Annotated in this window: 19 protein-coding genes and 1 rRNA gene; 12 read left to right on the top strand and 8 right to left on the bottom strand. The window is 34.0% G+C overall.

The window, feature by feature from the left end; all coding sequences use genetic code 11:
* Positions 1–42: 42 nt before the first annotated feature.
* The 6 genes from BLQ19_RS09705 (at position 43) to BLQ19_RS09680 (ending at position 6,031) form a co-directional block, all read left to right on the top strand.
* Entirely contained in the window at positions 43–366 is a 324-nt protein-coding gene (locus tag BLQ19_RS09705) for a hypothetical protein (protein WP_024478907.1), read from the top strand.
* Positions 367–447: 81 nt separating this feature from the next.
* Positions 448–1,290, top strand: coding sequence for a 1-aminocyclopropane-1-carboxylate deaminase/D-cysteine desulfhydrase (locus BLQ19_RS09700; RefSeq protein WP_220466907.1), 843 nt, complete (start codon positions 448–450; stop codon positions 1,288–1,290).
* Positions 1,287–2,123 carry a glucosaminidase domain-containing protein gene (locus tag BLQ19_RS09695; RefSeq protein ID WP_074538226.1) on the top strand — a complete coding sequence of 279 codons (837 nt, stop codon included), beginning with the start codon at positions 1,287–1,289 and terminating at the stop codon, positions 2,121–2,123. The genes BLQ19_RS09700 and BLQ19_RS09695 overlap by 4 nt, the downstream gene beginning before the upstream one ends.
* A gap of 8 nt (positions 2,124–2,131) precedes the next feature.
* Complete coding sequence (gene hemL, locus BLQ19_RS09690) at positions 2,132–3,421, top strand: glutamate-1-semialdehyde 2,1-aminomutase (RefSeq protein ID WP_074538225.1); 1,290 nt, start codon at positions 2,132–2,134, stop codon at positions 3,419–3,421.
* Between the two features lie 244 nt (positions 3,422–3,665).
* Positions 3,666–4,664 carry a glycosyltransferase family protein gene (locus BLQ19_RS09685; protein WP_074538224.1) on the top strand — a complete coding sequence of 333 codons (999 nt, stop codon included), beginning with the start codon at positions 3,666–3,668 and terminating at the stop codon, positions 4,662–4,664.
* Entirely contained in the window at positions 4,664–6,031 is a 1,368-nt protein-coding gene (locus BLQ19_RS09680; protein WP_074538223.1) for a GH1 family beta-glucosidase, read from the top strand. Before BLQ19_RS09685 ends, BLQ19_RS09680 begins: the two co-directional genes overlap by 1 nt.
* Positions 6,032–6,090: 59 nt before the next feature.
* Here BLQ19_RS09680 and BLQ19_RS09675 read toward each other — a convergent pair whose 3' ends face one another.
* From BLQ19_RS09675 to lysS, 5 genes are all read right to left on the bottom strand, one after another.
* Positions 6,091–6,549, bottom strand: coding sequence for a DUF4890 domain-containing protein (locus BLQ19_RS09675; RefSeq protein WP_074538222.1), 459 nt, complete (start codon positions 6,547–6,549; stop codon positions 6,091–6,093).
* Positions 6,550–6,687: 138 nt separating this feature from the next.
* Positions 6,688–6,864, bottom strand: a complete 177-nt coding sequence (locus tag BLQ19_RS21270; RefSeq protein WP_175444425.1) for a hypothetical protein — start codon at positions 6,862–6,864, stop codon at positions 6,688–6,690.
* A gap of 194 nt (positions 6,865–7,058) precedes the next feature.
* A complete protein-coding gene (locus tag BLQ19_RS21265) occupies positions 7,059–7,217 on the bottom strand; it encodes a hypothetical protein (protein WP_155854876.1) in 159 nt (52 codons plus the stop codon).
* Between the two features lie 117 nt (positions 7,218–7,334).
* The gene (locus BLQ19_RS09670) at positions 7,335–9,818 is read right to left on the bottom strand and encodes a zinc-dependent metalloprotease (protein WP_437438134.1); all 2,484 of its coding nucleotides are present in this window, start codon (positions 9,816–9,818) and stop codon (positions 7,335–7,337) included.
* A 401-nt stretch (positions 9,819–10,219) separates the two neighbouring features.
* Positions 10,220–11,911: a lysine--tRNA ligase gene (gene lysS / locus BLQ19_RS09665; RefSeq protein ID WP_074538387.1), complete on the bottom strand. Its 1,692-nt coding sequence runs from the start codon at positions 11,909–11,911 to the stop codon at positions 10,220–10,222.
* Between the two features lie 157 nt (positions 11,912–12,068).
* Here lysS and BLQ19_RS09660 point away from each other — a divergent pair, with 157 nt between their 5' ends.
* Together BLQ19_RS09660 and lipB are read left to right on the top strand one after the other, a co-directional pair.
* Positions 12,069–12,227 (top strand): YqaE/Pmp3 family membrane protein, encoded by a 159-nt coding sequence (locus tag BLQ19_RS09660; protein ID WP_074538220.1) that lies wholly within the window; start codon positions 12,069–12,071, stop codon positions 12,225–12,227.
* Positions 12,228–12,262: 35 nt separating this feature from the next.
* The gene (gene lipB, locus BLQ19_RS09655) at positions 12,263–12,979 is read left to right on the top strand and encodes a lipoyl(octanoyl) transferase LipB (protein WP_074538219.1); all 717 of its coding nucleotides are present in this window, start codon (positions 12,263–12,265) and stop codon (positions 12,977–12,979) included.
* A 22-nt stretch (positions 12,980–13,001) separates the two neighbouring features.
* On the opposite strand, the gene BLQ19_RS09650 is transcribed toward lipB, so the two are convergent.
* The 3 genes from BLQ19_RS09650 to rnhB all read right to left on the bottom strand — a co-directional run bounded on the left by BLQ19_RS09650 (position 13,002) and on the right by rnhB (position 16,920).
* Positions 13,002–13,700, bottom strand: coding sequence for a TapB family protein (locus tag BLQ19_RS09650; protein ID WP_024478897.1), 699 nt, complete (start codon positions 13,698–13,700; stop codon positions 13,002–13,004).
* 110 nt (positions 13,701–13,810) lie between these two features.
* The gene (locus BLQ19_RS09645) at positions 13,811–16,267 is read right to left on the bottom strand and encodes a hypothetical protein (protein ID WP_074538218.1); all 2,457 of its coding nucleotides are present in this window, start codon (positions 16,265–16,267) and stop codon (positions 13,811–13,813) included.
* 56 nt (positions 16,268–16,323) lie between these two features.
* The gene (rnhB, locus tag BLQ19_RS09640) at positions 16,324–16,920 is read right to left on the bottom strand and encodes a ribonuclease HII (protein WP_024478895.1); all 597 of its coding nucleotides are present in this window, start codon (positions 16,918–16,920) and stop codon (positions 16,324–16,326) included.
* A gap of 305 nt (positions 16,921–17,225) precedes the next feature.
* On the opposite strand from rnhB, the gene BLQ19_RS09635 reads away from it, so the two are divergent.
* The 4 genes from BLQ19_RS09635 to BLQ19_RS09620 all read left to right on the top strand — a co-directional run.
* A complete protein-coding gene (locus BLQ19_RS09635) occupies positions 17,226–20,273 on the top strand; it encodes a SusC/RagA family TonB-linked outer membrane protein (RefSeq protein WP_025613664.1) in 3,048 nt (1,015 codons plus the stop codon).
* 3 nt (positions 20,274–20,276) lie between these two features.
* Positions 20,277–21,665 carry a RagB/SusD family nutrient uptake outer membrane protein gene (locus BLQ19_RS09630; RefSeq protein ID WP_025613663.1) on the top strand — a complete coding sequence of 463 codons (1,389 nt, stop codon included), beginning with the start codon at positions 20,277–20,279 and terminating at the stop codon, positions 21,663–21,665.
* Positions 21,666–21,835: 170 nt separating this feature from the next.
* A complete protein-coding gene (locus BLQ19_RS09625) occupies positions 21,836–23,836 on the top strand; it encodes a putative porin (RefSeq protein ID WP_074538217.1) in 2,001 nt (666 codons plus the stop codon).
* Positions 23,837–24,227: 391 nt separating this feature from the next.
* Positions 24,228–24,296, top strand: a 16S ribosomal RNA gene (locus BLQ19_RS09620); the annotation flags it as partial.

Below are 24,296 nucleotides of genomic sequence, written 5' to 3'. Positions count from 1 at the left end.
ACGTTTTTAGCTTTGGTAAGGTATAGATTGTAATATTTAAGAATGATTTTAGTTTCAAGACTTTTTTTTGTGAAGAATTACGTAGGTTTAACACTTTGGCCTTTTATTATTCTAAAGGATGATGCGTTAAAGAAAGATGTAATTCTTATTAACCATGAAAAAATTCACCTAAAGCAGCAAACAGAATTATTGGTGGTATTTTTCTATGTGCTGTATCTCATGGAATGGAGCATCCGGTGTATCTGTTATCTTAACTCGTACAAGGCCTATAAGAATATAAGTTTTGAACGAGAGGCGTATGCCAATGAACGAAATTTAAATTATCCTACAGAACGCAAAGCATTCAGCTTTATTAAATATCTTTGAGTTTCTTAAAAATGAGTGGTGGTAAGTAGAAATCAAAAGGTAGAACTTCCAATTCTAAAGGACAAAAAAGTTACTCTTTACATGAAAAGGGAAGATCAACTCCATCCATTTATCTCGGGGAATAAATTTAGAAAACTTAAGTATAATATAGAAGCAGCTAAGAAGGCCGGATTAAAAACGATACTTACTTATGGGGGCGCCTATAGCAACCATATTGCCGCAACTGCATTTGCAGGGAAAGAATATGGCTTTAATACAATAGGGATTATCAGAGGAGAGGAACTAGCACAGAAATGGCAAGAGAATCCTACCTTAAGATTTGCCCATGCTAACGGTATGCAATTTAAATTTGTCACCAGAGAAGCTTATAGAGTTAAAGAAGAGGCGGGGGCTATTGGCTCTTTAGAAAAAGAGTTTGGACTATTTTATCGCATTCCCGAAGGTGGTACCAACCAATTTGCGGTGCAAGGCTGTGAAGAAATAGTACGTGCTGGCGATTCAGATTTTGATGTGGTCATCACTTGTGTAGGAACTGGAGGTACAATTTCAGGAATTATCAATTCTTCTAAGGATCATCAGGTTATAATAGGTTTTCCTGCCTTAAAAGGCGATTTTCTAAAAAAAGATATTTGTAAATTTACAGCGAAATCTAATTGGGATTTAGAAACAAATTATAATTTTGGAGGATATGGCAAGATTTCAAAAGAGTTAATTGTTTTTATTAATGATTTTAAAAAGAACACAGCCATCCCATTAGATCCTATTTATACAGGAAAAATGATGTTCGGAGTGGTGGATATGATTGCCAAGAACCACTTTAAAGAAGGCACTAAAATATTAGCCATCCATACGGGTGGTCTACAAGGTATTACCGGGATGAATAAAGTATTAAAGAATAAAAATTTACCATTACTAGAATTATGATAAAAAAGATAACACTTATCTTAGTACTCGTTTTTTTTGCAGCCTGTAAGTCACACAAAAGAACAGTCGCTACCACTAAAAAGCAAGGAGCATATACGAGCACAACAGACACGAAGGCGGCAGATGCTGCAGAAGCGGATAAGGATATCTACCTTCTTCCAGAAGATTCCGGAAAGTTTATAGACTTCCCTATTAGTTCTGTTCAAGAATATATTAATACATTTTCTGAAATAGCGCAATTTGAAATGAAGGCTTACGGAATTCCGGCTAGTATTACACTTGCTCAGGGTATTCTAGAAAGTGGTTATGGACGTAGTACTTTGGTGAAAAAGACCAATAACCATTTTGGAATTAAATGCCATACGGGCTGGGAAGGCGATTTTGATTATCATGATGATGATGAGAAAGGAGAATGCTTTAGAAAGTACAACCATCCTATGTATTCTTTTAGAGATCATAGTATATTCTTAACTTCTAGAGCGCGTTATTCCTTTCTTTTTGACTTAGATAATGATGATTATAGAGGTTGGGCACACGGATTAAAACAGGCTGGTTATGCTACAGATAGAAAGTATCCTAGTAAACTAATTTCATTTATTGAGCAATATGATTTGCACCAGTATGATAAGTTAGTTAATAATCAAGGATACGCCAGCAAGAAAGAACCAAAGACCTACGACTATAAAACACACGTAGTTCAGAAAGGCGATACCTTATATTCTATTTCTAGAAAGTATTTTGTATCCGTAGAAGAACTAATGAAAATAAATAAAATGAACTCTAGCAATTTAGCTATTGGTCAGCAACTGGTTGTAAAATCAGTAAAAAAATAAAGAACAACATGCTATATAAAAGAAGTAGTGAACTTTTTAATGAAGCCCAAGAATATATTCCTGGCGGTGTAAACTCTCCGGTAAGAGCTTTTAAAGCGGTAGGCGGAACACCAATTTTTGTAAAAGAAGCTAAAGGAGCTTATTTTACAGATGAAGATGGTAATAAATTTATAGATTACATCGCATCATGGGGTCCGTTAATATTAGGCCACGCTTATGAGCCTGTTATTAATGCAGTCATTGAAAAAGCTAAAAAAGGAACCTCTTTTGGGATGCCAACAGAAATAGAAACGGAATTGGCAAAATTAGCAGTTTCTATGGTGCCTAATATTGATAAAATTAGATTTGTAAATAGCGGTACAGAAGCATGTATGAGTGCGGTACGTTTGGCTAGAGGATATACAGGAAAAGATAAAATCATTAAATTTTCTGGTTGTTACCACGGGCATTCAGACTCTTTCTTAATTCAAGCGGGTAGTGGAGCCGTTACTTTTGGTAGTCCTAATAGTCCAGGGGTAACAGAAGGCACAGCAAAAGATACCTTATTGGCTAATTACAATGATCTAGAAAGTGTCCAAGCTTTAGTGGATGCTAATAAACGAGAAATTGCAGCGATAATTATTGAACCAATTGCGGGGAATATGGGATGCATTATTCCTCAAGAAGACTTTATGAAAGGCTTGAGAGCGCTGTGTACAAAAGAAGGTATTCTTTTAATTTTTGATGAGGTCATGACCGGCTTTAGATTGGCGAAAGGTGGTGCTCAAGAAGTGTTGGGGATTAATGCAGATATTGTAACCTTTGGAAAAGTTATTGGAGGTGGGCTTCCTGTAGGAGCTTTTGCTGCACGTAATGAAATTATGGCAAAATTAGCGCCAGACGGACCTGTATATCAAGCAGGAACATTAAGTGGTAATCCTTTAGCAATGAGTGCTGGTTTGGCAATGCTAACAGCTTTAAATACCAATCCTAATATCTTTAGAAGTCTTGCCGATAAAACAGCATACTTACACAAAGGATTAGAAAAGGTATTAAAAGATAACGGTATTAAACATCAGATCAATAGATTTGGTAGTATGATTTCTGTGCACTTTACTGCGACTCCTGTAGTAGATTTTGCTTCATCTGCAGAAGGCAATAATGAGACGTTCAAAAAATATTTTCATGGCATGTTACGTAACGGCATCTATTTACCGCCAAGTGCTTTTGAGAGTTATTTTTTAAATGACGCCTTATCTTATGAAGATTTAGATGCAACGATAAAAGCTTTAGAGAGTATCGTAGACGAATTGAAATAGAATACATACTATTTAGAATATAAAAAAAGAGAGGCAATTTGCCTCTCTTTTTTGTTTACAATCAGATAACTTATTCTTAAACTATAGTACCATTCTACTTCAGATTTATTTATAATCTTTGAATGTCTTGATGACGCGCTATTTAAATGCAACTATAGAAAATAATTGGATAAAAAAGTAACTACAATTTTTTTATCCGTTCACTATAGTTAATTTGGTTGGGATCAATTAAACCCAAAAATGAATGAAAGTATTATATGCAATTCAAGGAACCGGAAATGGCCATTTAAGTAGAGCTCGCGATATTATTCCAATTTTATTAAAGAAAGATATAGAGCTAGATCTTTTGTTGAGTGGTACACAGGCCGATATTGATATTCCGTATCCTGTTAAATACCAATTCCAAGGTTTAAGTTTTATTTTTGGAAAGAAGGGAGGGGTAGACCTATGGAAAACCTACATTAGAGCCAATTCAAGAAGACTTCAAAAAGAAATTAAGAGTTTGCCCATTGAAGACTATGATCTTATTATAAACGATTTTGAACCAGTTTCTGCTTGGGCATGCAAGCTAAAGAATAAACCCTGTATCAGTGTCAGTCATCAGGCCGCAGTTTTAATGAAGGGCAGTCCTAAGCCTCACAAGCCAGATCCGTTAGGGCATTTGATATTAAGACGCTATGCACCTACCACAAAACAATACGGGTTTCATTTTAGCAATTTTAATCCGAGTATTTATACGCCTGTTATTCGTCAAGATATTCGTAATGCTAAAGTTGAAGTAAGGAATCACTATACAGTGTACTTACCTTCCTATAGCGATGAAAAAATATTAAAAATGCTTTCAAAAGTGCCTGATGCTACTTGGGAAGTGTTTTCAAAACATAATAAGGAATTGGTAACTCGTGGGAATGTGACAATTAAGCCTATTACAAACGAGGCATTTATAGCAAGTATGGCTACGAGTTTAGGTGTATTGTGTGGAGCTGGCTTTGAAACGCCTGCAGAAGCACTATTCTTACGTAAAAAGCTTTTGGTAATCCCTATGAAAGGGCAATACGAACAACAGTGCAACGCTGCGGCTCTTAAAAAAATGGGAGTTCCTGTAATGCGTTCTTTAAAGACAAAACATTTAAGACGCATAAAAAAATGGATTGCCAATGACACGAGAGTAGTAGTTAACTATCCTGATCTCACAGAAGAAATAATAGATACTGTATTATCAGAGAATTTGAAGCCACGCTAATGAAGACTAAGAACAACACTTCAAAAAAAACTAAGTTCACAAGTAAAAAGTTCGGAGAAGATTTTGTTTGGGGAGTTTCTGTGGCGGCATATCAGATTGAAGGTGCTCATGATAAGCATGATAAAAGTCCTTCTATCTGGGATAGTTTTACAGATCAAATAGGCGTAATTCATAAAGGGGAAAACGGCAATACCGCCTGCGATTTTTATCATAAGTATAAGGAAGATATTTTGCTGATGAAAGCCATGAATATTCCTAATTTCAGATTTTCGCTCTCATGGTCTAGGTTATTGCCAATGGGTACCGGAGAAGTAAGTGAAAAAGGAATACAGTTTTATAATGAGGTGATAGATTTTTGCTTGGAGCAAAAGATTACTCCTTGGGTGACGCTTTATCATTGGGACCTTCCTCAGGTTTTACAAGACCAAGGAGGTTGGACTAATAGAGAAATAGTTTCATGGTTTGAGAATTTCACGAAGGTCTGTGCCACTCATTTTGGAGACCGTGTAAAACACTGGATGGTGTTGAATGAGCCGATGGTATTTACAGGGGCAGGTCATTTTCTAGGGGTGCATGCACCCGGACTTAAAGGCTTAAAAAATTTTTTGCCAGCTATTCATCATGCGGTATTGTGCCAAGCGGCAGGAGGTAAACTGCTAAAAGCATTGGTGCCCAATGCTGTAATTGGCACTACATTTAGCTGTTCTTATATTACTCCTATTGATAAGAAAAAGAAAAATGTTTTAGCAGCAGAAAAAGCAGATGCTTTACTAAATAGATTATTTATAGAGCCTTCACTAGGTTTAGGATATCCTTCAGCAGCGGCACCTGTTCTAAAAAAGCTAAATAAATACATACAGCCAGGAGATCTTGAGGATGCTGTTTTTGAGTTTGATTTTATCGGAATTCAGAACTACACCAGAGAGGTGGTAAAGCATAGTTATTTTGTGCCTTATTTAAGTGCAAAAATAATTGAAGCGAATAAGCGAAATGTACAGACTACCGTAATGAATTGGGAGGTTTATCCTAAGAGTATCTATAAAATGATTAAGAAGTTTAATGGATATGAAGGAGTGAAAAAAATTATTATAACAGAAAATGGGGCCGCCTTTGAAGATAATGTGGCCAATGGTTTTGTAAATGATATAGAACGAAGAAATTTTTTTAAGCAGTATTTGAGGCAAGTTTATAAAGCCAAGGAAAAAGGATTAAAGATAGATGGTTACTTTGTGTGGACTTTGATGGATAATTTTGAATGGGCAGAAGGATATAAACCGCGATTTGGACTTGTTCATATTGATTTCGATACTCAAAAAAGAATTATAAAATCTTCTGGAAAATGGTTTGCTAAGTTCCTAAAATCCTAAAAAATAAAAAGTCGATATTGCTATCGACTTTTACACTTAACTAAACGTACAAAAACGGCCTAATCATTATGTCTATCTTCATTGTTTTTGTGCCCTTTTTTTTCACCTTTTTGGTGTTTACCTTTTCTACCTTCTCTGTTACGATGATGAGCCATTTTTTCCCATTTCTCAAATTGCTCTTTGGTTAAAACAGATTTCATTTTCTTTTTTTGCTCAATTCTTTGGTCAAGCATTTTAGATTGCATTTCATAACGCTGATCAGAACTTAGGTTTTTAGTAGTCCCATTTTCTCTAGCTTTTTTACGTGCTTCCATCTTTTCTAGACGCTGCGTAGCATGCTCTAATTCTAATACATACACTTTTGCTTGCTGACTCTCAGTTAAATCTAAAGCTAATGTCATTTTTTTAGTAGACAATGTAGCCATTTGATCTGGAGTCATCTCACTCTTCATTTCTCTTTTCTGTGCAAAGGCATTTAATCCTATAAATAGCACAAGAACTCCTATTACTTTTTTCATATTTAAAAATTTAAATTACTTTACCTTTTGACTGATGCATTGTTAAATGGTTTAATAATTTACTTTTTTTTAACACAAAAGCCAATACTTTACGTATTGGCGGTCGTTTTTAATAGCTAATCTTTAGTTGGTTACATTTCAATTATCAGTTTGCTCTAGATCATCTGTATTTTTCATATCAGATAATTGCATAGTAGCAAAGTTATCATCACTAGACAATGAGTTGTTTTTGTTTTGTTCTTCTAGACTATAATATAGAATAGAACATAAGACAAATGCTAAAAAGAAAAGTAGGCTTTTAAGTTTCGGGGTCATAGTATCATTCGTTTATAGAATACAAATGTAAGAAAATACATACATATATTAAAAATATGTTGTGAGAACTGGTGTAATTGTAGGTCTAACTATCAATAGTTGTAGACAACTATGTATGGAGGTTAATTTAAGATCAAAAAAAAGGTGTGAATTTTAATTCACACCTTTTGTAATATTATCCATCAGTATTGGTTTTAATACTTATTCAAGGAAACTGTATTTTTTTGAGATATTTCTGTTTTAGAACTAGAGAAATCAGTACTTGTGCTTGATGAGCTGTCTGTTACTGTATAGACCAAACATGCAATGATTAATAGTGCGAAATATACGATGCTTTGAATTCTTTTTGTCATAATCTGGGGGTTTAAAGCGATACTCAAAACTAAGAAATTGTTCCCTTTATCGTTTTATCAATGTTGTCAAATGCAGATTTGTATAGGTCAAATCCGCATTTGAGTAGTTTAACATTTTTATTTAGGGTCTAAAATCTGATCAATACGTACTACAGCATCTTGTAAATGATATTTACTCATACTATCAGACGTTCTACCAATAGCCGCTTTTATAGCACGTTTTAAAATATTTAATTCGGCTCTAGCTACAGAACGTACATCTGATTGGCTTGTATTAAGCGGTGTAGATTTTACATACGGACTAGATCTTCGGCTTTGCGTTTGAGATTCAGCAGTCATTAAATACGCTAAACGATCAATATGTGCTTTCTGCAAGTTTCTGCGGTACGTATCAATTTTACTCCCTCTTGATAATTCTGACCAGATCCCTGTTCTAAGATCTTTCATCATAGTAGTTAAGGCATAAGCCTCTTTACGATTTATAGTTTCATTTTCTATGATGCGGGCAATTTTTCCAAGACTTAAAATGTTATCTAAAGTTCTAACCTGTATAGATCGTAAGCGTTCAATAGAACCAGAGTATTCTATTTTATTAAATATGTCTTGATCCAATAACCATTCTGGGGTGGTAAATAATTCTTTTTGAACAAATGCTAAACTATTTTTTTGACGCTCTTTAGCAACAGGCGTGTATACTGCTCCTTCTTGATCAAAAGTTTTATAATTCTCATAAACACCTCCTATATTATTAGAAACATGGCCCATATAACGGTTGTACTGTGAAAGTACTTGCTCATAAAGCGTACCTAAATCGTCATATTTTTTACCGTCTTCGGCAATCCAAGTGGCTAAATTTGGAACGATACGCTTTAAATTCGCAATACCATAGGTGCTCGCTTTAACAGCATCGTCTCCTAAATCTTCTGTTTGAGAACTTGGATCTACCACATCACCTGCTTGTTGGTGACCAAATCTATATAAAGGATCTCCTGCATGCGCTAAAATCCACTGATCTAGAACAGGCTTTTCTTCTTCAGCATTTTTATCTGAAATTGGTCGGTATCCCCAGCTAATTGCGTATTTATCATAAATACCTATCTCTGGCATTAATGCAACACCTTCATCGCCTGGTTGTGCTACATAATTAAAACGTGCATAATCCATAATAGAAGGTGCCGTGCCGTATTTTTTGGTAAATGTTGCAGAACGAAGAGAATCTACGGGGTATGCAACACTACTTCCCATGTTATGAGGTAACCCTAAAGTGTGTCCTACTTCATGAGAGGATACAAAACGAATTAATCTACCCATAACGTCATTCTTAAACCTAACGCTTCTAGCGTCTTCGTTAATGGCCGCAGTTTGTACAAAATACCAGTTACGTAATAAAGTCATTACATTATGATACCAATTGATGTCAGATTCTAAGATCTCGCCAGTTCTAGGATCACTCACGTGAGGACCGTTAGCATTAGGAATTGGAGAAGCTAAATACCGAACTACAGAATACCGAACATCTTCAGGAGACCATTCAGGATCTTCTTCTTTACTCGGTGGATCTTTAGCAATAATAGCATTTTTAAAACCTGCAGCTTCAAATGCTACTTGCCAATCTTCAATACCTTGCTTGATAAAAGGTACCCATTCTTTTGGTGTAGCACGGTCTATATAATATACAATTTGTTTTTTTGGTTCAACAAGTTCCCCATTTTTAAACTTTTCAAGATCTTCATCTTTTACTTCAAGTCTCCAACGGTCTAAGAAGGTTACAGTTTTACTTTCTTGAGCATCTAAACCATAATCTACTTGACCACGAGCAAACCAACCTACACGTTCGTCATAGTAACGTTTTTTCATAGGCTCTGCAGGTAGTAATATCATGGAGTTATTAATCTCAATAGAAATAGAACCTAAATCACCATTAGAAGGGGCAGCACTTGCTAAATATGTTTTTACATGTCTAGCTTCAATATTTAAAGGGTAACTTTTAACAGATTCTACATAACTTCTGTCATTATCTAAACGAGAAACTTTAAACCTTTTTCTGTAAATGTCAGGCATCCCTAAAGCATTTACATCTTTTTCAAATAAATCTCCTACTTCAATTACAGTAGCAGGGTTTATAGAATCTTTTTTAAGTGCTTTTATGTCAAAAGCGTATAATACGGGCTCAAAATTAGAGTTTACAACAGCCTCATGTACCGGTAAAGAATCTGCTGCAATAACATCATAAGAAACGACACGTAGTAATACTTTTTTATCATTCTTTTCCCAACGTAATACTTGAGTGTTAATTTTTCCGCCACCAAAACCAAGTCCATTGGCTGTTTTGGAGATGCGGCTCACCATTAACATTTCTTTGTTAAAAAGAGAATCTGGAATTTCATAAAAGAATTTACTATCAACTTCATGAACATCAAAAAGTCCTTTGTCAGTTTTAGCTTCTTTTGTGATTACTTTTTCATAAGCTTCAATGCCTCCTTTTTTAGGTTTGCCTTGATCGCTTTTTTGCTCTGATTTATTTTTTTTCTTTTTGAAAATTTGAGCTTCGGTTGTAGAGAAACAACCTACGAGAGCGAGAACAAGGAGTGCCCGCTTCATGAGAGTTTTGTACATTTTATATGATAGTTTAATTAGTCTTTCCCAAATAACGAAAATAAAAATTAAATTTTCGTTAACGATATCTTAATCTGATGAACCTAAATGTTAACAATAAACCACGTTATTATTTGACTTCTTGTCAATTAATTTAACTTGTTGTTGTTATATTGTTAATTATTCATGAAATGTGTAACATTTTAAGAATTAAAGCGTCTCTTTGGTATATTCAATAATATTTGCAAACAGCGTAAAAAGTTAGTTATTGGAATTAGTCGATTCAAAGCCCTTGATGTATCAGGGGCTTTGTTTCGTTTTAAAACCTATGGGAGTGGTTTCAGAGCAAAAAAAAAGGAAAGAGCCTTTTACGGTCTTTCCCTTTACTTATAAATAAAACTGAATTGTTATTCTTTTAGAGCAGCAATTAAATCAGTTTCTGTTTTGGTAACCTTTAATACGCCCATTTTTCCTAAAGCTTTTATGCTTTTATCCCAAGCTTTATTACTTAAATCTGCTTCAGCTTTGAGATTAGCTAACGGCATTTCTTGCTTCTTTTTTAAGATTTCGAAAATTATTTTTTCATTATCAGAAAGTTCCAAAGCTTTTTTCTCAGGTCTCATTTGTGGGAAGAATAAAACCTCTTGTATTGATGAATTATTAGTCATCAGCATTACCAAGCGGTCAATACCAATACCAATACCAGCTGTAGGAGGCATACCATATTCCAAGGCGCGAATAAAATCTTGATCTATAAACATAGCTTCATCATCTCCTTTAGCAGATAATTTCAATTGCTCTTCAAAACGTTCTCTTTGATCTATAGCATCGTTTAACTCTGAATAGCAATTTGCTAATTCTTTTCCATTTACCATTAACTCAAAACGCTCCGTAAGTGCAGGATTATCTCTATGCTGTTTGGTAAGCGGACTCATTTCCTTAGGGTAATCCGTGATAAATGTTGGTTGAATATATAAGTGCTCACATTTTTCTCCGAAGATTTCATCAATAAGTTTTCCTACCCCCATTGTTTCATCTACTTCCAATCCTAATTTTTTACCAACTTCTCTTAATTCTACTTCATCCATACCGGCAACATCATAGCCTGTATGCTCTTTTATAGCTTCAAGAATGGGTACTCTTGGGTACGGAGCTTTAAATTCTATTTCATTTTTACCCACAGTTACTTTTGAAGTATCATTAGCGTCTATAGCTACTTTCTCTAAAAGTTGCTCTGTCATATCCATCATCCAATTGTAATCTTTGTAAGCAACATAAAGTTCCATTACTGTAAATTCTGGATTATGGGTACGGTCCATACCTTCATTTCTAAAATCTTTAGAAAATTCATAGACCCCATCAAAACCACCAACAATTAGTCTTTTTAAATAAAGCTCATTCGCAATACGCAAGTATAACGGAATGTTTAACGCATTGTGGTGTGTTAAAAACGGGCGCGCAGATGCACCACCGGGAATGGGTTGTAGGATAGGTGTTTCTACTTCTAAATATTCACGGTCATTAAAAAACTGACGAATACTATTCGTGATTTTAGTTCTTTTAATGAAAGTTTGTTTTACAGACGGATTTACGATTAAATCTACGTAGCGCTGACGGTAACGTAATTCCGGATCATTAAATTCATCATGCACTTTACCATCAGGATCAACTTTAGGTAAAGGTAGCGGGCGTAAAGATTTACAAAGAATGGTAAAGTCTTTTACGAGTACCGTTTTTTCTCCAACTTGAGTGGTGAAAAGCTCTCCTTCGACACCAATGATATCACCTAAATCTGTTAATTTTTTAAAGATATCGTTGTATTTAGAATGATCATCTTCAGGGCAAATTTCATCTCTATTAAAATACAATTGCACGCGCCCTTCACTATCTTGTAAAGCGGCAAAAGAAGCTTTTCCTTGTATTTTTTTACGCATTAAACGACCGGCAACGATAACCTTTTTACCTTCTTTATAGTCAGTTTTAATACTTTTTGAAGTTGTATCTACTGGGTATAAAGCAGCAGGATAAGGATCAATACCTAATTCTCTTAATTTGGTTAATTTCTCTCTTCGGATTACCTCTTGTTCTGTGAGTTGCATTTTTCTACTTATTAAGGCTGCAAATATAGGTACAATGCTCCAATTCATCAATCTGAAAAAAAGTAAATGTTGCTAAATATCATTTTTATTAAAATACTGTAACATATATTTAGCTTTATCGTCTAATAGGTACATTCATCAATCAAAATCAATCAAAATGAGTATTTGGAGAGTTCTTTTAGCTATTTTTTTTCCACCCTTAGCTGTAATTGGTAAAGGCTGCGGTTCTATTATTATCGTTTTTTTATTAACCCTTTGTGGTTGGGTGCCAGGCGTTATTGCAGCTTTGGTGATCTTAAATAACCCTGATAATTAGTTTCGTATAATATAGGTCTTTGTATCTTTGTAGGCATGAATAAGCTTGTTATATATATAGATCTAGGGCTAAAAGATTATAAAGAAACTTGGGACTACCAAGAGATGCTTTTTAAGTCTATTATAGCGACTAAAATTAGAAATAGAAGAGAAGAATTAACACTTGAGACTACAAATTACCTTCTTTTTGTAGAGCATCCTCATGTCTATACTTTAGGAAAAAGTGGTGATATGGGTAATCTTCTTATTGATGAAGCTCAACTAGAAGCAAAAGGTGCTACCTTTTACAAGATAAATAGAGGAGGGGATATTACTTATCATGGTCCAGGACAAATTGTAGGGTATCCGATTTTAGACTTAGATAATTTTTTTACGGACATTCACAAGTACCTTCGTTTTCTAGAAGAAGTAGTTATTCTAACCTTGCAGGAGTATGGTCTCAAAGCGGAACGCTCTGAAGGAGAAACAGGGGTTTGGCTCGATGTAGGCACCCCTTTCGCACGTAAAATATGTGCTATGGGAGTTAGAGCTAGTAGGTGGGTAACCATGCATGGTTTTGCACTAAATGTAAATGCAGATTTAGGGTATTTTGATTTAATGATACCTTGTGGAATAAAAGATAAAGCAGTGACTTCTTTAAATGTAGAATTAGGGAAGAAAGAAGTAGCTATGGACGAGGTTAAAGAAAAGCTGTTAAAGCATTTTTCTGTTTTATTCGAGGCAGAATTTATAAAAGAAAAAACCGAGGCCTAGACCTCGGTTTTTTACTTCGTAATCACTTGTTAAACTTGGTTAATGTTGTAGTACTTATTAAATCTCCATTGCTCTTATAGCTTTCCTGTTTTACCATTCCTATACCTTCAGTAAGCCATAGTCTAGAGGGGTAGGTTCTTTTTATTCCCATTACTTGTGATTCATTCTCACTATAGATAACAAAGCATTCATAAGAACCAGAAATGGTAGTAATGTTTTCCTTTTTTTCAACTTTCCTGTTTATCATATTTACTATAGTTTTCATGTTCATTCCGGCCATGCTTATGTTCATAGTAACATTGGCATTGGTCAGTTCTTGACCAATACTCAATTCATTAGGGAGTTCTATGTCTGTACCCGTGAGTGCTACATCGATATCCATTTCGTGATATTGTTTTATCATATCTCCTGCCATTAGAGATTGGAAATCAATTTTAACTCCAGATCCTGTACACGTAATGTTATAGCTAGACTGTATAATTTCTTTACCTTTTTTATCACTTAAATTAATCGTCATTTCTGCTACAGTAGTATTTGCGCTGTTGCTTACTTTTGAAACCATATAATTGGCAGTACTTTCTATTTTACCTTTTTTATTGGTAGAAGTGTATTCAAAACTAGTACCTTCTTCTAGAGGGTAGTACCTACTACAGTTTATTTGGCTCACTACCTTCGGAATGTATAGAAGGCTAATAATTAGTACGATAAATAGATTTCTCATGATTTTCTATTCTAGTGTTTCTTTGAACAAGATAGAGCATGAAGTACGTAATAATGAGGTGATTTGTGTAGATGGAAGTAGAACTTGTGTAACTAGCTTCTTTTAAAAGATTAATTGATGCGATAAACAATTATAGAGTTTTCTTGATCTTTAGCGACAAATTCTAATTTTTTATCGTTATCCATATCTAATAAATCAATGGAAGAATTGCCAAATACAGGAAAGTTTTGAATAGAGTTTAGGTTGCTATCAAATAAATATATTTTTTGATTTTGCAAATCCGTTACACTCACATATAATTTCTTATTATTAAAAAATAGTTTGGGCTTTGAATATAAACCCAGTTCCAGCTCAATTTTTTTACCTTTTACCATTAATGTATTTTCATTCATTACGGCTAGGGTATTTGTAGAAGCGTCAATAGTATGGTCCTTAGAGAGTTTTAGATCTTTTTTATCAACATTTCCTTTCTCATCAATTTGGAGAAGTGTGCCTTTATCATCGGTAACTGTAAATTGATTTTCAAAATTATAAACCTCATTATCGGAGAAAGTTATTTTTTCCTTTACCGTAATTCGGTCTGCTCCCACGCGGCTAAGTATTCGTAGTGTCCCATCTTCTTGGGGAAATGTTATGTAATCCTTTTTGTTAAATCTAAAATGTTTAGGAGCTTTAGTAATGGTTTTTCCGGTGTCTTTAAAATAGAAGCCATCTACGCGTTTTCCAGAATTGTCGAACATGGCTATGTTGGATTTATTGGTAACGAGAAAGCGATAATTTCTAGTATTATCATAGTCAAAAACAGAAAGACTAGTTAATTGTGCATCTTCAAAAGTCATTGTGAAAGGGGCGACAGCTTCTCCGTTTCTATCTAGAATAAGGAATTGGTTATCTGTAGTAAAGGCAAATTGTAGGCGTCCGTTTTTATATAAATCTACTTGAGAAATTTCCCCTCTAATTTTACCTTCCAATTGTTTTTTCCATAAGACCTTTCCTTCTGTAGAAATCAAGTAAAGAATATTATTAACATCTTGAACTATAATTTCGTGTTTTTTGGTAAGATGGTTTTCTACAAATTGTGGTTCCGATTCGATGTTATGATCTAGTTGAACAGTGAACAATGGTGCTGTTAGGTTACTTTCAGTCTGTGTGGTTATTTTTTTTAATAAAATACTGGTATGAAAAAAATCTTTGTCAGAAACTAATTGACCTATGACAACATGATCATTGAAATCTATATTAGAAAGCTGTTCTGAGACATCTTCCTTTATATCATTTTGATGAAAATTAGAGAGTCCTTCGGATGAAGAGATGAATAGGATGTTAGACTCATCTGCAATCGTGTTTTTTACGCTATGGTACACTTCAGATTTATCAAATGTAGCTTCATTCTTATAGTTGCTAATCGTATTTTGTAAGGGCTCTAAGTTTTCTGAAAATATAATAATCTCTTCTAAAATAGTAGCATAGTTAGTTTCAAATTTAGGCAGAATTGCTTTAAAGCTTTCTAGGAACGATGTGTTGGTAAGCTTCAGGATTTCATTTCCTTGGTAATTTATAGTGTTGTTAGAGTTTTTGGTAAGAATCTCTACGAGATATTCGGCGTCTAGGGTTTGTAGTAATATTACCTTATCATTTGATAAACCAATGATCCCTAGTTCTTGTACGGCTTGAAATGTAGTATCTTTTTTAGGTAATGCCTCTAAATATTTTTGTTGATTTTTATAGTAGTTGTCAAAATTTTTGAAAGTGTAAGAGGTAATGTATTGTGCATTTATCGGGGCGTAGAATTGCGTGCTATTTAAAGCGGGACTAACATTAGCAAATAAAGATGCAAATTTAGTGTGGTTGCCTTCATTGCAGGTGCTAATTCCTGTTAGTTTTAACTCGTTTTGTTTAAGTATTGCATCTAGAGAAATCCAATCAGAGAAATCAGCTAAATCAAAAGTGCTCGTTTCCTTTAAAGAGGCTGTTAGGTTTTGGCAGTATTTAGTATTCAAAAATAAAACTGCAGCTTTACGATTACTACTAGAATCGTAAAGTTTTTTTAGTTTTGGATCCGTTTCTGGAAATTCTTTGGTCCTTATTAAGTTCTCAATCAATAATTGTGAAGAAGAAATAAAGGTATATTCTTCTACCTTATATATATAGGCAATTTGGTCTTCAAGGGTTGCTTTGGTGAAGGTGTAGTTCTCGTATGTTATTTCTTCTATTGTTTTATTGGGAATACTCTTTAGATCTAATAATGCTGAAGAGGTTTTGGTTTTAAAAAAATAATCTAGTTTTCCTTTTCCAACCTCAATGAAGCTAAGAATGCTTTCATTGCTAGGTTTTAGGTGCGATAAGAGTTGTAGGTAATCAAAACTTTCTGAAAAATGGGTTGTCTGTTGGTACTCCTTTAAAAAGGAGTTATTTTTTAATTCGCTTACAAAAAGATCGTAATCATTGATTTTAATAAGTATAGCTGCATCTTGAGGAATACGCTCCAGAAGAGTAGAAGGGATGTTTACTTCTTTCTTACAACTAATAAATAGGATGAAAATGAAAATGCAAACTCTAAATTTCATGAAGGCAGCTTTTTTGCAAATTTAAAATTAAAACGATGATATTCTTAAATGTACAGCTATATCTTTAATTCTAGTTGCTCGGGTAGTTGTTTAAAGCTTTTTCTGTGGTATTTTGTAATGCCGTATTTTCTAATAGCGGCTCGGTGTTCTTTGGTAGGGTATCCTTTGTTTTGTTTCCAATTATACATGGGAAATTCCTCGTGAAGTAGGTTCATAACTTCATCGCGATACGTTTTGGCTAATATAGAAGCAGCTGCAATACTCATATATTTACTATCACCTTTAATAATGCAATCATAAGTGTAGTTCTCCATAGGTTTAAACCTATTGCCATCAACGATAATATGTTTAGCTGCGGTATCTAGTTTTAGTACAGATTTTTGCATGGCCAGTATCGATGCATTTAAAATATTAATATCGTCAATAATCAAGGGTTCAATGTGGGTGACAGCGTAACACAGTGCTAAATCTTCTATAATTGGTTTTAGTGTAAATCGTTTAATTTCAGATAATTTTTTTGAGTCATTTAACAAACTGTTTTTAAATTTCTCGGGAAGCACCACTGCAGCTGCAGTAACAGGTCCTGCAAGACAGCCACGACCGGCTTCATCAGTGCCTATTTCATTTTTAGAGAGATGGAATTTTTTGAGCATTTGTGGTAATTATAGATTTAAAATATAGCAGCGGCAAAATTACTATAATGAAGAGTATATTCTCTATGTTTTCAATAAAAAATAAATAATTCGTAATTACTCGTAATATATTGGCTAATTTTTTGATTAATAATATTGCATTTTGTTAATTTTTGAAAATAATTGATAATTTTGGTCTCTGTCATTAAAAATATCACAATTAATAACATTTTTTTAACATTAAGGGTGCTAATATGGTATGTTTTTTTGTGTTATTAACTTTTAATTATCATTTTTGTAATTGACTAATTCAAAAATTTATTTAAATGAAATCGAAATTAACATGGATTTTAACGCCCTTGTTGGCGTTAATGATGAGTTTTTCTTTTGCGCAAGAGAAAACGATTACGGGTACGGTAACCGATGAGTCGGGATTACCTTTGCCTGGTGTATCTGTATTAGTAGTGGGAACTACAAAAGGATCACAGACAGATTTTGACGGTAACTATGCTATTGTAGCCAGCCAAGGGCAACAACTAAGATTTAGTTATGTTGGGCAAAAAACAGTAGAAAAACTTGTTGGTTCTTCGGCTGTTGTTAATGTTCAACTGTTAGAGGATGCTCAGGCTTTAGAAGAGGTTATTGTATTAGGTTACAGTTCTAAAGGTGTAGATGAAGTTACAGGTTCTTCTGTTCAGGTTGCTGGAGATAAGATTGCTGGAGTTCAATTACCTTCTATTGAGCAGGCGTTGCAGGGTAAAGTTGCAGGTTTGCAGATGTCTAATGCATCAGGTACTCCTGGTTCTGCTCAGGATATCAGAATTCGTGGTGTTGGTTCTATTAATGCAAGTAATCAACCTTTGTTTGTTATTGATGGAGTGCCTATCATTAACGATAACTTTTCAGGAAGTGATAATGCAAGTACCTTTAATCCAATGTCGGCTTTTAATAGTCAGGATATTGAGACAATGACAGTGTTGAAAGATGCAGGAGCAACGGCGGCATATGGAGCTAGAGGTTCTAATGGTGTAATTGTGATTACAACTAAGCGTGGTGCTAATAACAAGAAGACTGTTTTTAATTTTACTTCTAATGTAGGGTTTCAGAATGAAGCTTATAACGAAGCAGCACCGTTAACTGGAGCTCAGCGTTTAGAATTATTGGCGGAATCTCTTGTTAATAGTGAAGGGTATGCTAGAGAAACTGCTATTCAGTCAGGTGTGAATGATGGTCTTGTGGCTTCAAATGTTCTTGATTATGACGGTACTGATTATAAGTGGGATGCTCTTTTAAAAAATAAAGATGCCATGCTTAAAAACTATACATTATCGGCCTCTGGGGGTGATGAAAGTAGTTCTTTTTATGCGTCTTTAGGATATAATAAAACTGAGGCGGTTGTTGTTGGTGCTAATTTTGAAAGATTAAATGGTATCTTAAATTACAATAAGAAAATGAGAGATAATGTGGATTTTTCATCATCTATTAATGTTTCCAATACAAAACAGAATCCTATTTTAGAAGGTGGAAGTTTTTTTGCGAATCCTTTTATTACTAGAGCTTTGATTAATCCTTTTAACAATCCTTTCAACGAGGACGGTAGCTATAATACGGATCTTCAGTATGGTAGTTTGCCAAATGTTTTGTATTTATTGGATAACAATATAACAAGAAATGAATTAACAAGAGCTTTGGCTAATACTAAAATTGATTGGGAATTGGTGAATGATCTTGTTTTTTCAACTAGATTTAGTATTGATTTAGCTTTAACTGATTATAAAAATTATGGTAACCAAGTTGAAGGTGATTCTGAGGATGTTGGAGGAAGTGTTGTAGTTTCTGCGGAAAAGAATTATAACTATGTATTGCAAAACTCTTTGAATTATAAATTTAAGTTAGGGGAGAATCATAACTTTAATACTACTGCTTTATTTGAGTATCAAAGAAATCAGAATTCTTACTTATTTGGTAGTGGAGAAAACTTTCCAACTGCAGGTTTAACTAATTTGGACTCTGCGGGTTCTAATATTGACGCAGGCTCTTCATTTGTAGATTGGTATAATGTTTCGTATTTAGGTTTGTTGAGCTATAATTTTGCAGGTAAGTATGTGGTTGATGCTACTTACAGAAGGGAAGGGTCTTCTAGATTCTCTGAAGGTTTAAGATACGGGGATTTTGGTTCTGTAGGTGTGGCTTGGAATTTACATAGAGAAGATTTTGTTAATAATAACATTTTTAACGAATTAAGATTAAGAGGGTCTTACGGTATCACCGGTAATAATGCTATTGATGAAAACAGCTACCAGGCTTTATTGTCTTATAGCGCTGATTATGCTGGTAGTGGTGCGGCATTTGCTTCGCAATTTGGTAACCCTGTATTGACTTGGGAGAAAGGTAAAACTTTAGATGTAGGTTTAGATTTTGGAATTTATGATAATAGATTGTCTGGTTCTTTTGCGTATTACAATAGAACAACATCTGATTTATTACAGGAAGTTCCACTTTCATTAACTTCAGGTTTTGATAATCAGCAGCAGAATATTGGTGAGATTGTGAATAAGGGTTACGAATTAGAGTTGAATTATAATGTAATTCAATCGGATAATTTCTTATGGAGTATTTCAGGAAACATCGGTACTGTTGATAATGAAGTGACTAAACTGGCAATTGATGGTAATGGAGAAGAGATAGATCCTAGTGCTGGTAGTGTGTATACTACAACTCAGGTGGGTATTCCTGTTCGTTCTTGGTACATGAGAACTTGGGCTGGGGTAAATGAGACTACTGGTGATCCTGAATGGTATTTGAATGGCGTTGATGGAGAAGTTACTTCAGATTACAACGCTGCTGAAAGAATTGTTCAAGGTTCAGCGGTTCCTGATTATACTGCAGGCTTATCTACGCATTTAGAATATAAAGGTATTTTTATGGATTTAGATTTTTATGCAGCTGGTGGGCACCAAGTTTATGAGCAATTTGCTCAATTCTACTTAAGAACAAATAGCTTTACTTTAGGTTCATTTAATGGTGATCAAAGGTTATTAGATAGATGGCAAGAGCCTGGGGATGTAACAGATGTTCCTAGATTGTCTTATAATGAAAATAACAATTTCCATGCAACAAGTTCTAGACATCTTTATGATGGAGATTTTATTAGATTAAGAAATGCGGCTATAGGTTATAATGTGCCTTCTAGATTTTTGAATAAAATAGCATTCATTGATGGTTTATCTTTTACGTTGAGAGGTACGAACCTTGCTACATGGGTTAAAGATGATGGCCTTAAATTGGATCCAGAGGTTAGAGCAGATGGTTTTACGAGGTTAACAACTCCTCCTACTAAATCATATACATTTGGTGTTAATGTTAAATTTTAAAAGATGAAAAAATTGATAAAAAATATATTTATTGCTGCAGTTTTAGTTTTTGCAGCATCTTGTTCGGAGGAAGATTTGAACCCTACTTTAGCGCAGGATAAGGATGTTGACTCTAGTATTTCTACTGTTGATGATTTAAGTGCAGTATTAAGTGGTGCATACAACAGAATTTCTTTAAATGATTATTATGGTAGAAATATTATAATATACAAAGAATTAATGGCTGATAACGCATATTCCAATGCAAACTCAAACCGTTTTGTAAACGCCGCTGCAATGGATTTTACAATTGAATCTGCAGATCCGGAAGATACTTGGGCAAGGATTTACTCTGTTATTGCTTCTGCTAATATATTAATCGCAGCTGAGGATATTGAAGGAAGTTCGTCTGAAATTAACCATATAAAAGGTCAAGCTTATGCGATACGTGCTCTTGGGCACTTTGATTTGTTGAAGGTTTTTGGTCAGCAACATGTTAATGGAGGTTCTGAATCATCTTTAGGTGTGCCTTATGTTACTGAATTTAGAGATCCAGAGGCATTGTTTCCTTCTAGAAATACAGTAGGTGAGGTAAAGTCTAAAGTTTATGAAGATTTAAATATGGCGAAGTCATTGATGACTGCTTCTTTAAATGATGGTAGTAGTCAATTCATAACAACTTATGCTGTAGATGCTTTGCTTTCTAGGGCAGCTATATATTTCGGTGATTTTGCAATTGCTCGTGATGCAGCTAAATCAGTTATTGATTCAGGTGAGTTTTCAATTTTAGAGGCTTCTGATTTTGTAGGTAGTTTTAATGTTGATTCGTCTTCAAATTCTATTTTTGAAATAGCAAATTCTGATGTAGATAACCAAGGTATTAATGGTTTAGCTAATATTTATCAAGATACAAACTATGGGGATGTAGTAGTATTGGAGGATTTGGTAAACACTTATGAAGCTACTGATGTTAGAGGTTTAAATGGTGTTATTACTCAAGATGCAGGTGGTAGATACCGTAATACTGGCAAATATCCTACTTTAGCTAGTTTTGAAGATAATATTCCAGTTATTCGTTACGAAGAAGTTGTTTTAAATTATGCTGAAGCACTTTTAGAAACTAGTGATGCGGCAACGGCATTGACGTTTTTAAATATGATTCCTGCTAAAAGAAATGCAAGTGCTTATGCGAGTGCTACTAAGGAGAATATACTCTTGGAAAGAAGAAAAGAGTTGGCATTTGAAGGTTTTAGATTTGATGATTTGGCTAGAACAGGTCAGGATATTCCTTTAGTTAATTCTGTTTTACAAACACATGATGGTCCAATTTATGGTAGCTTTAATTATGCATTCCCTATTCCTTCAGCGGAGGTTTTAGCGAATTCTAATGTTGCTCAAAATGCAGGTTACTAAGTAGTTATTTTATTTAAAGTAAATTAATATTAATAAGCCTTTGAATTTACATTCAAAGGCTTATTTGCGTTTTGTAATTAAATATTATTTTTTAGTTCTCTTGCATTCGTAAAACTTTCACATTTTATTAAAACTTAAAAAATTACCTTTGCTATTATAAGTGTTTTTCAATGAGATATATTATACTGGTATTTATTATTTTAAGTTCAGCTGCTGTTTTTGGTCAACAAGATTCAATTCCTAATCGTAAAGAGCTTGCTGCGATTCCTAAAACAAGTAAGGAGTTAGGGAGGAAAAAAGATACTGTAGCAGGTGCAGAGGAGTATAAGCCAATTGTAAGTGATTATAAGATAGTCTCATTTTATAGAGATACTACGTTTGTAGATACTACGCTATCTATCAAGAAAGAGTATCAATATAATTACCTGAGAAAAGATGATTTTGAATTACTTCCCTTTGCTAATATGGGGCAGACCTATAATAAATTAGCATATAATTTTGAGCCTAATTTTTTCTATCCAAAACTTGGTGCCATAGCTAAGAATCATAATTATATGGAGATGGAAGATATTGATTATTACAATGTTCCTACGCCTATGACCGATGTGATGTTTAAAACCGTATTTGAGGAAGGGCAATTTCTAGATATCTTATTAACTTTTAATGTATCCAAGAAATTTAATTATGCTATTGCTTATAAGGGGTTTAGATCTTATGGGAAGTATAACAATAGTCAGGCAGAAGCTGGTAATTTTAGAACCAGCGCTAATTATTTAAGTGAGAATAAAAGATATTCTTTCAGGGGGCATATTGCTGCGCAAGATTTGATAAATGAAGAAAATGGGGGATTGAGTGATTTGGAGGATCAATTTATTTCTGGAGATTCTGACTTTTCAGATAGATCAAGGATAGATGTTAATTTGACCGATGCTGAAAGTAAAATTTTAGGTAAAAGGTATTTTTTTGAAAATCAATACAAGTTGATAAAGAAGGACAATGATTCTAGTGTGGTGGAAAAAACATCGTTGTCGCTAGGTCATTTGTTTAATTATGAAACCAAGTACTATCAGTTCACTCAAGATAGTCAGAATGATTTTTTTGGAGAAGCATTCGTTGCTACAGATCTTTCGGATCAAGCGCGACTAAGAGCTTTTTATAATCAATTTAGTGCAGAGTTTTATAATACCACTTTAGGCAGGCTTAAGGCTAACTTAAATGTATATAATTATAATTACTCTTTCAATAGTGTCCTTATTACAGATACGGAGACTTTAAGGTCGCAGCTCAAAGGTGATGAGATCTCTATTGGGGCTAATTATCAAAAAAGAATTAAAGGTTTTAATGTCAAAGGAGATTTTGCGTATAATCTTACTGGAGATTTAACGGGATCTATTCTCAATGCAGAAGCTAGTTATGTTTTAGGGGATGTATTGTCTTTAGGGGCAAAGCTACATTCTTCTTCTAGAATGCCCAATTTCAACTATCTATTGTATCAAAGTGATTATAGTAATTACAATTGGGATAATTTAGGCGCGTTTGATAAGATAAAGACCAATAGTCTAGAGTTTAATTTGGATGCTAAATTTTTAGGAAGTCTGTCTGCGAAATTTACAACCTTGGATAATTACACTTATTTTGCGGTAGATCCTTCTGTAACAGTTTTGGAAACGGAAAGTGAAAATCAATTTATTAAGCCCTTTCAGGAGACGAGTAGCGTTAACTATATAAAGGTGAAGTATACTAAAGAATTTAAGTTAGGTAATTTTGCTTTGGATAATACCGTCATGTATCAAACCGTATCTCAAAGTAGTGATGTGCTTAATGTTCCGCAATTCACCACTAGAAATTCATTGTATTATTCCAAAGAGGTGTTTAAGAAAGCTATGTACTTGCAAACAGGGGTAATCTTTAAATATTTCTCTTCCTATAATATGAATGCTTATAACCCTTTATTAGGAGAGCTCTATATACAGAACAATCAAAGCTTGGGAGGTTTCCCTTTGTTAGACTTTTTTATTAATGCTAAAGTGCAGCAAACACGTATCTATTTAAAGGCAGAGCATTTTAATTCTTCTTTTAGAGAGAAAGATTATGACTATTTTTCTGCGCCAGACAATCCGTATCGAGATTTTATTGTGCGTTTTGGTGTTGTTTGGAACTTTTTTAGTTAGTAGTGATGTCCTTCTATGTATTCATTTTTTGAATGATGAAACCATTTTTCGCGTTTATTTCATATTAGCTATTAATTATTTTTCATTATAAAACCTTGTAATAGTGGTTATTGCGAAGTGTGTGTAATTTTTTTTAAAAAAACTTTCCAAAAACGCTTGTGGGTTTTAAAAGAGGGTGTATATTTGCAGCCGCTTAGGGAAACAACGATACTTAATTAGGCGGAGAGTAAAAGAGATAAAAAGTTCATTGACATATTGTAAGACAGCGTTTAATTACTGGAAACGGTAATTAAATAAATTGAATTAACATAATAGCTTAAAGAATATAGAGGGCTAGGATTCGGATGATTTATTAGTTGGTTAATAGATGTTATATAATATTTACAAAACAACGATGAAGAGTTTGATCCTGGCTCAGGATGAACGCTAGCGGCAGGCCTAACACATGCAAGTCGAGGGG

This window comes from Cellulophaga baltica, from assembly GCF_900102165.1.
GTDB lineage: Bacteria > Bacteroidota > Bacteroidia > Flavobacteriales > Flavobacteriaceae > Cellulophaga > Cellulophaga baltica.
The sequence above is the reverse complement of the archived record's forward strand: the minus strand, read 5'-3'. Positions and strand labels throughout refer to the sequence as shown.

What these genes read in the sequence shown, in the direction of transcription:
- BLQ19_RS09705 (WP_024478907.1), top strand. Translation starts at nt 43, where the DNA reads ATGATTTTAGTTTCAAGACTTTTTTTTGTGAAGAATTACGTAGGTTTA.
- BLQ19_RS09700 (WP_220466907.1), top strand. Translation starts at nt 448, where the DNA reads ATGAAAAGGGAAGATCAACTCCATCCATTTATCTCGGGGAATAAATTT.
- BLQ19_RS09695 (WP_074538226.1), top strand. Translation starts at nt 1,287, where the DNA reads ATGATAAAAAAGATAACACTTATCTTAGTACTCGTTTTTTTTGCAGCC.
- hemL (WP_074538225.1), top strand. Translation starts at nt 2,132, where the DNA reads ATGCTATATAAAAGAAGTAGTGAACTTTTTAATGAAGCCCAAGAATAT.
- BLQ19_RS09685 (WP_074538224.1), top strand. Translation starts at nt 3,666, where the DNA reads ATGAAAGTATTATATGCAATTCAAGGAACCGGAAATGGCCATTTAAGT.
- BLQ19_RS09680 (WP_074538223.1), top strand. Translation starts at nt 4,664, where the DNA reads ATGAAGACTAAGAACAACACTTCAAAAAAAACTAAGTTCACAAGTAAA.
- BLQ19_RS09675 (WP_074538222.1), bottom strand. Translation starts at nt 6,549, where the DNA reads ATGAAAAAAGTAATAGGAGTTCTTGTGCTATTTATAGGATTAAATGCC.
- BLQ19_RS21270 (WP_175444425.1), bottom strand. Translation starts at nt 6,864, where the DNA reads ATGACCCCGAAACTTAAAAGCCTACTTTTCTTTTTAGCATTTGTCTTA.
- BLQ19_RS21265 (WP_155854876.1), bottom strand. Translation starts at nt 7,217, where the DNA reads ATGACAAAAAGAATTCAAAGCATCGTATATTTCGCACTATTAATCATT.
- BLQ19_RS09670 (WP_437438134.1), bottom strand. Translation starts at nt 9,818, where the DNA reads ATGAAGCGGGCACTCCTTGTTCTCGCTCTCGTAGGTTGTTTCTCTACA.
- lysS (WP_074538387.1), bottom strand. Translation starts at nt 11,911, where the DNA reads ATGCAACTCACAGAACAAGAGGTAATCCGAAGAGAGAAATTAACCAAA.
- BLQ19_RS09660 (WP_074538220.1), top strand. Translation starts at nt 12,069, where the DNA reads ATGAGTATTTGGAGAGTTCTTTTAGCTATTTTTTTTCCACCCTTAGCT.
- lipB (WP_074538219.1), top strand. Translation starts at nt 12,263, where the DNA reads ATGAATAAGCTTGTTATATATATAGATCTAGGGCTAAAAGATTATAAA.
- BLQ19_RS09650 (WP_024478897.1), bottom strand. Translation starts at nt 13,700, where the DNA reads ATGAGAAATCTATTTATCGTACTAATTATTAGCCTTCTATACATTCCG.
- BLQ19_RS09645 (WP_074538218.1), bottom strand. Translation starts at nt 16,267, where the DNA reads ATGAAATTTAGAGTTTGCATTTTCATTTTCATCCTATTTATTAGTTGT.
- rnhB (WP_024478895.1), bottom strand. Translation starts at nt 16,920, where the DNA reads ATGCTCAAAAAATTCCATCTCTCTAAAAATGAAATAGGCACTGATGAA.
- BLQ19_RS09635 (WP_025613664.1), top strand. Translation starts at nt 17,226, where the DNA reads ATGAAATCGAAATTAACATGGATTTTAACGCCCTTGTTGGCGTTAATG.
- BLQ19_RS09630 (WP_025613663.1), top strand. Translation starts at nt 20,277, where the DNA reads ATGAAAAAATTGATAAAAAATATATTTATTGCTGCAGTTTTAGTTTTT.
- BLQ19_RS09625 (WP_074538217.1), top strand. Translation starts at nt 21,836, where the DNA reads ATGAGATATATTATACTGGTATTTATTATTTTAAGTTCAGCTGCTGTT.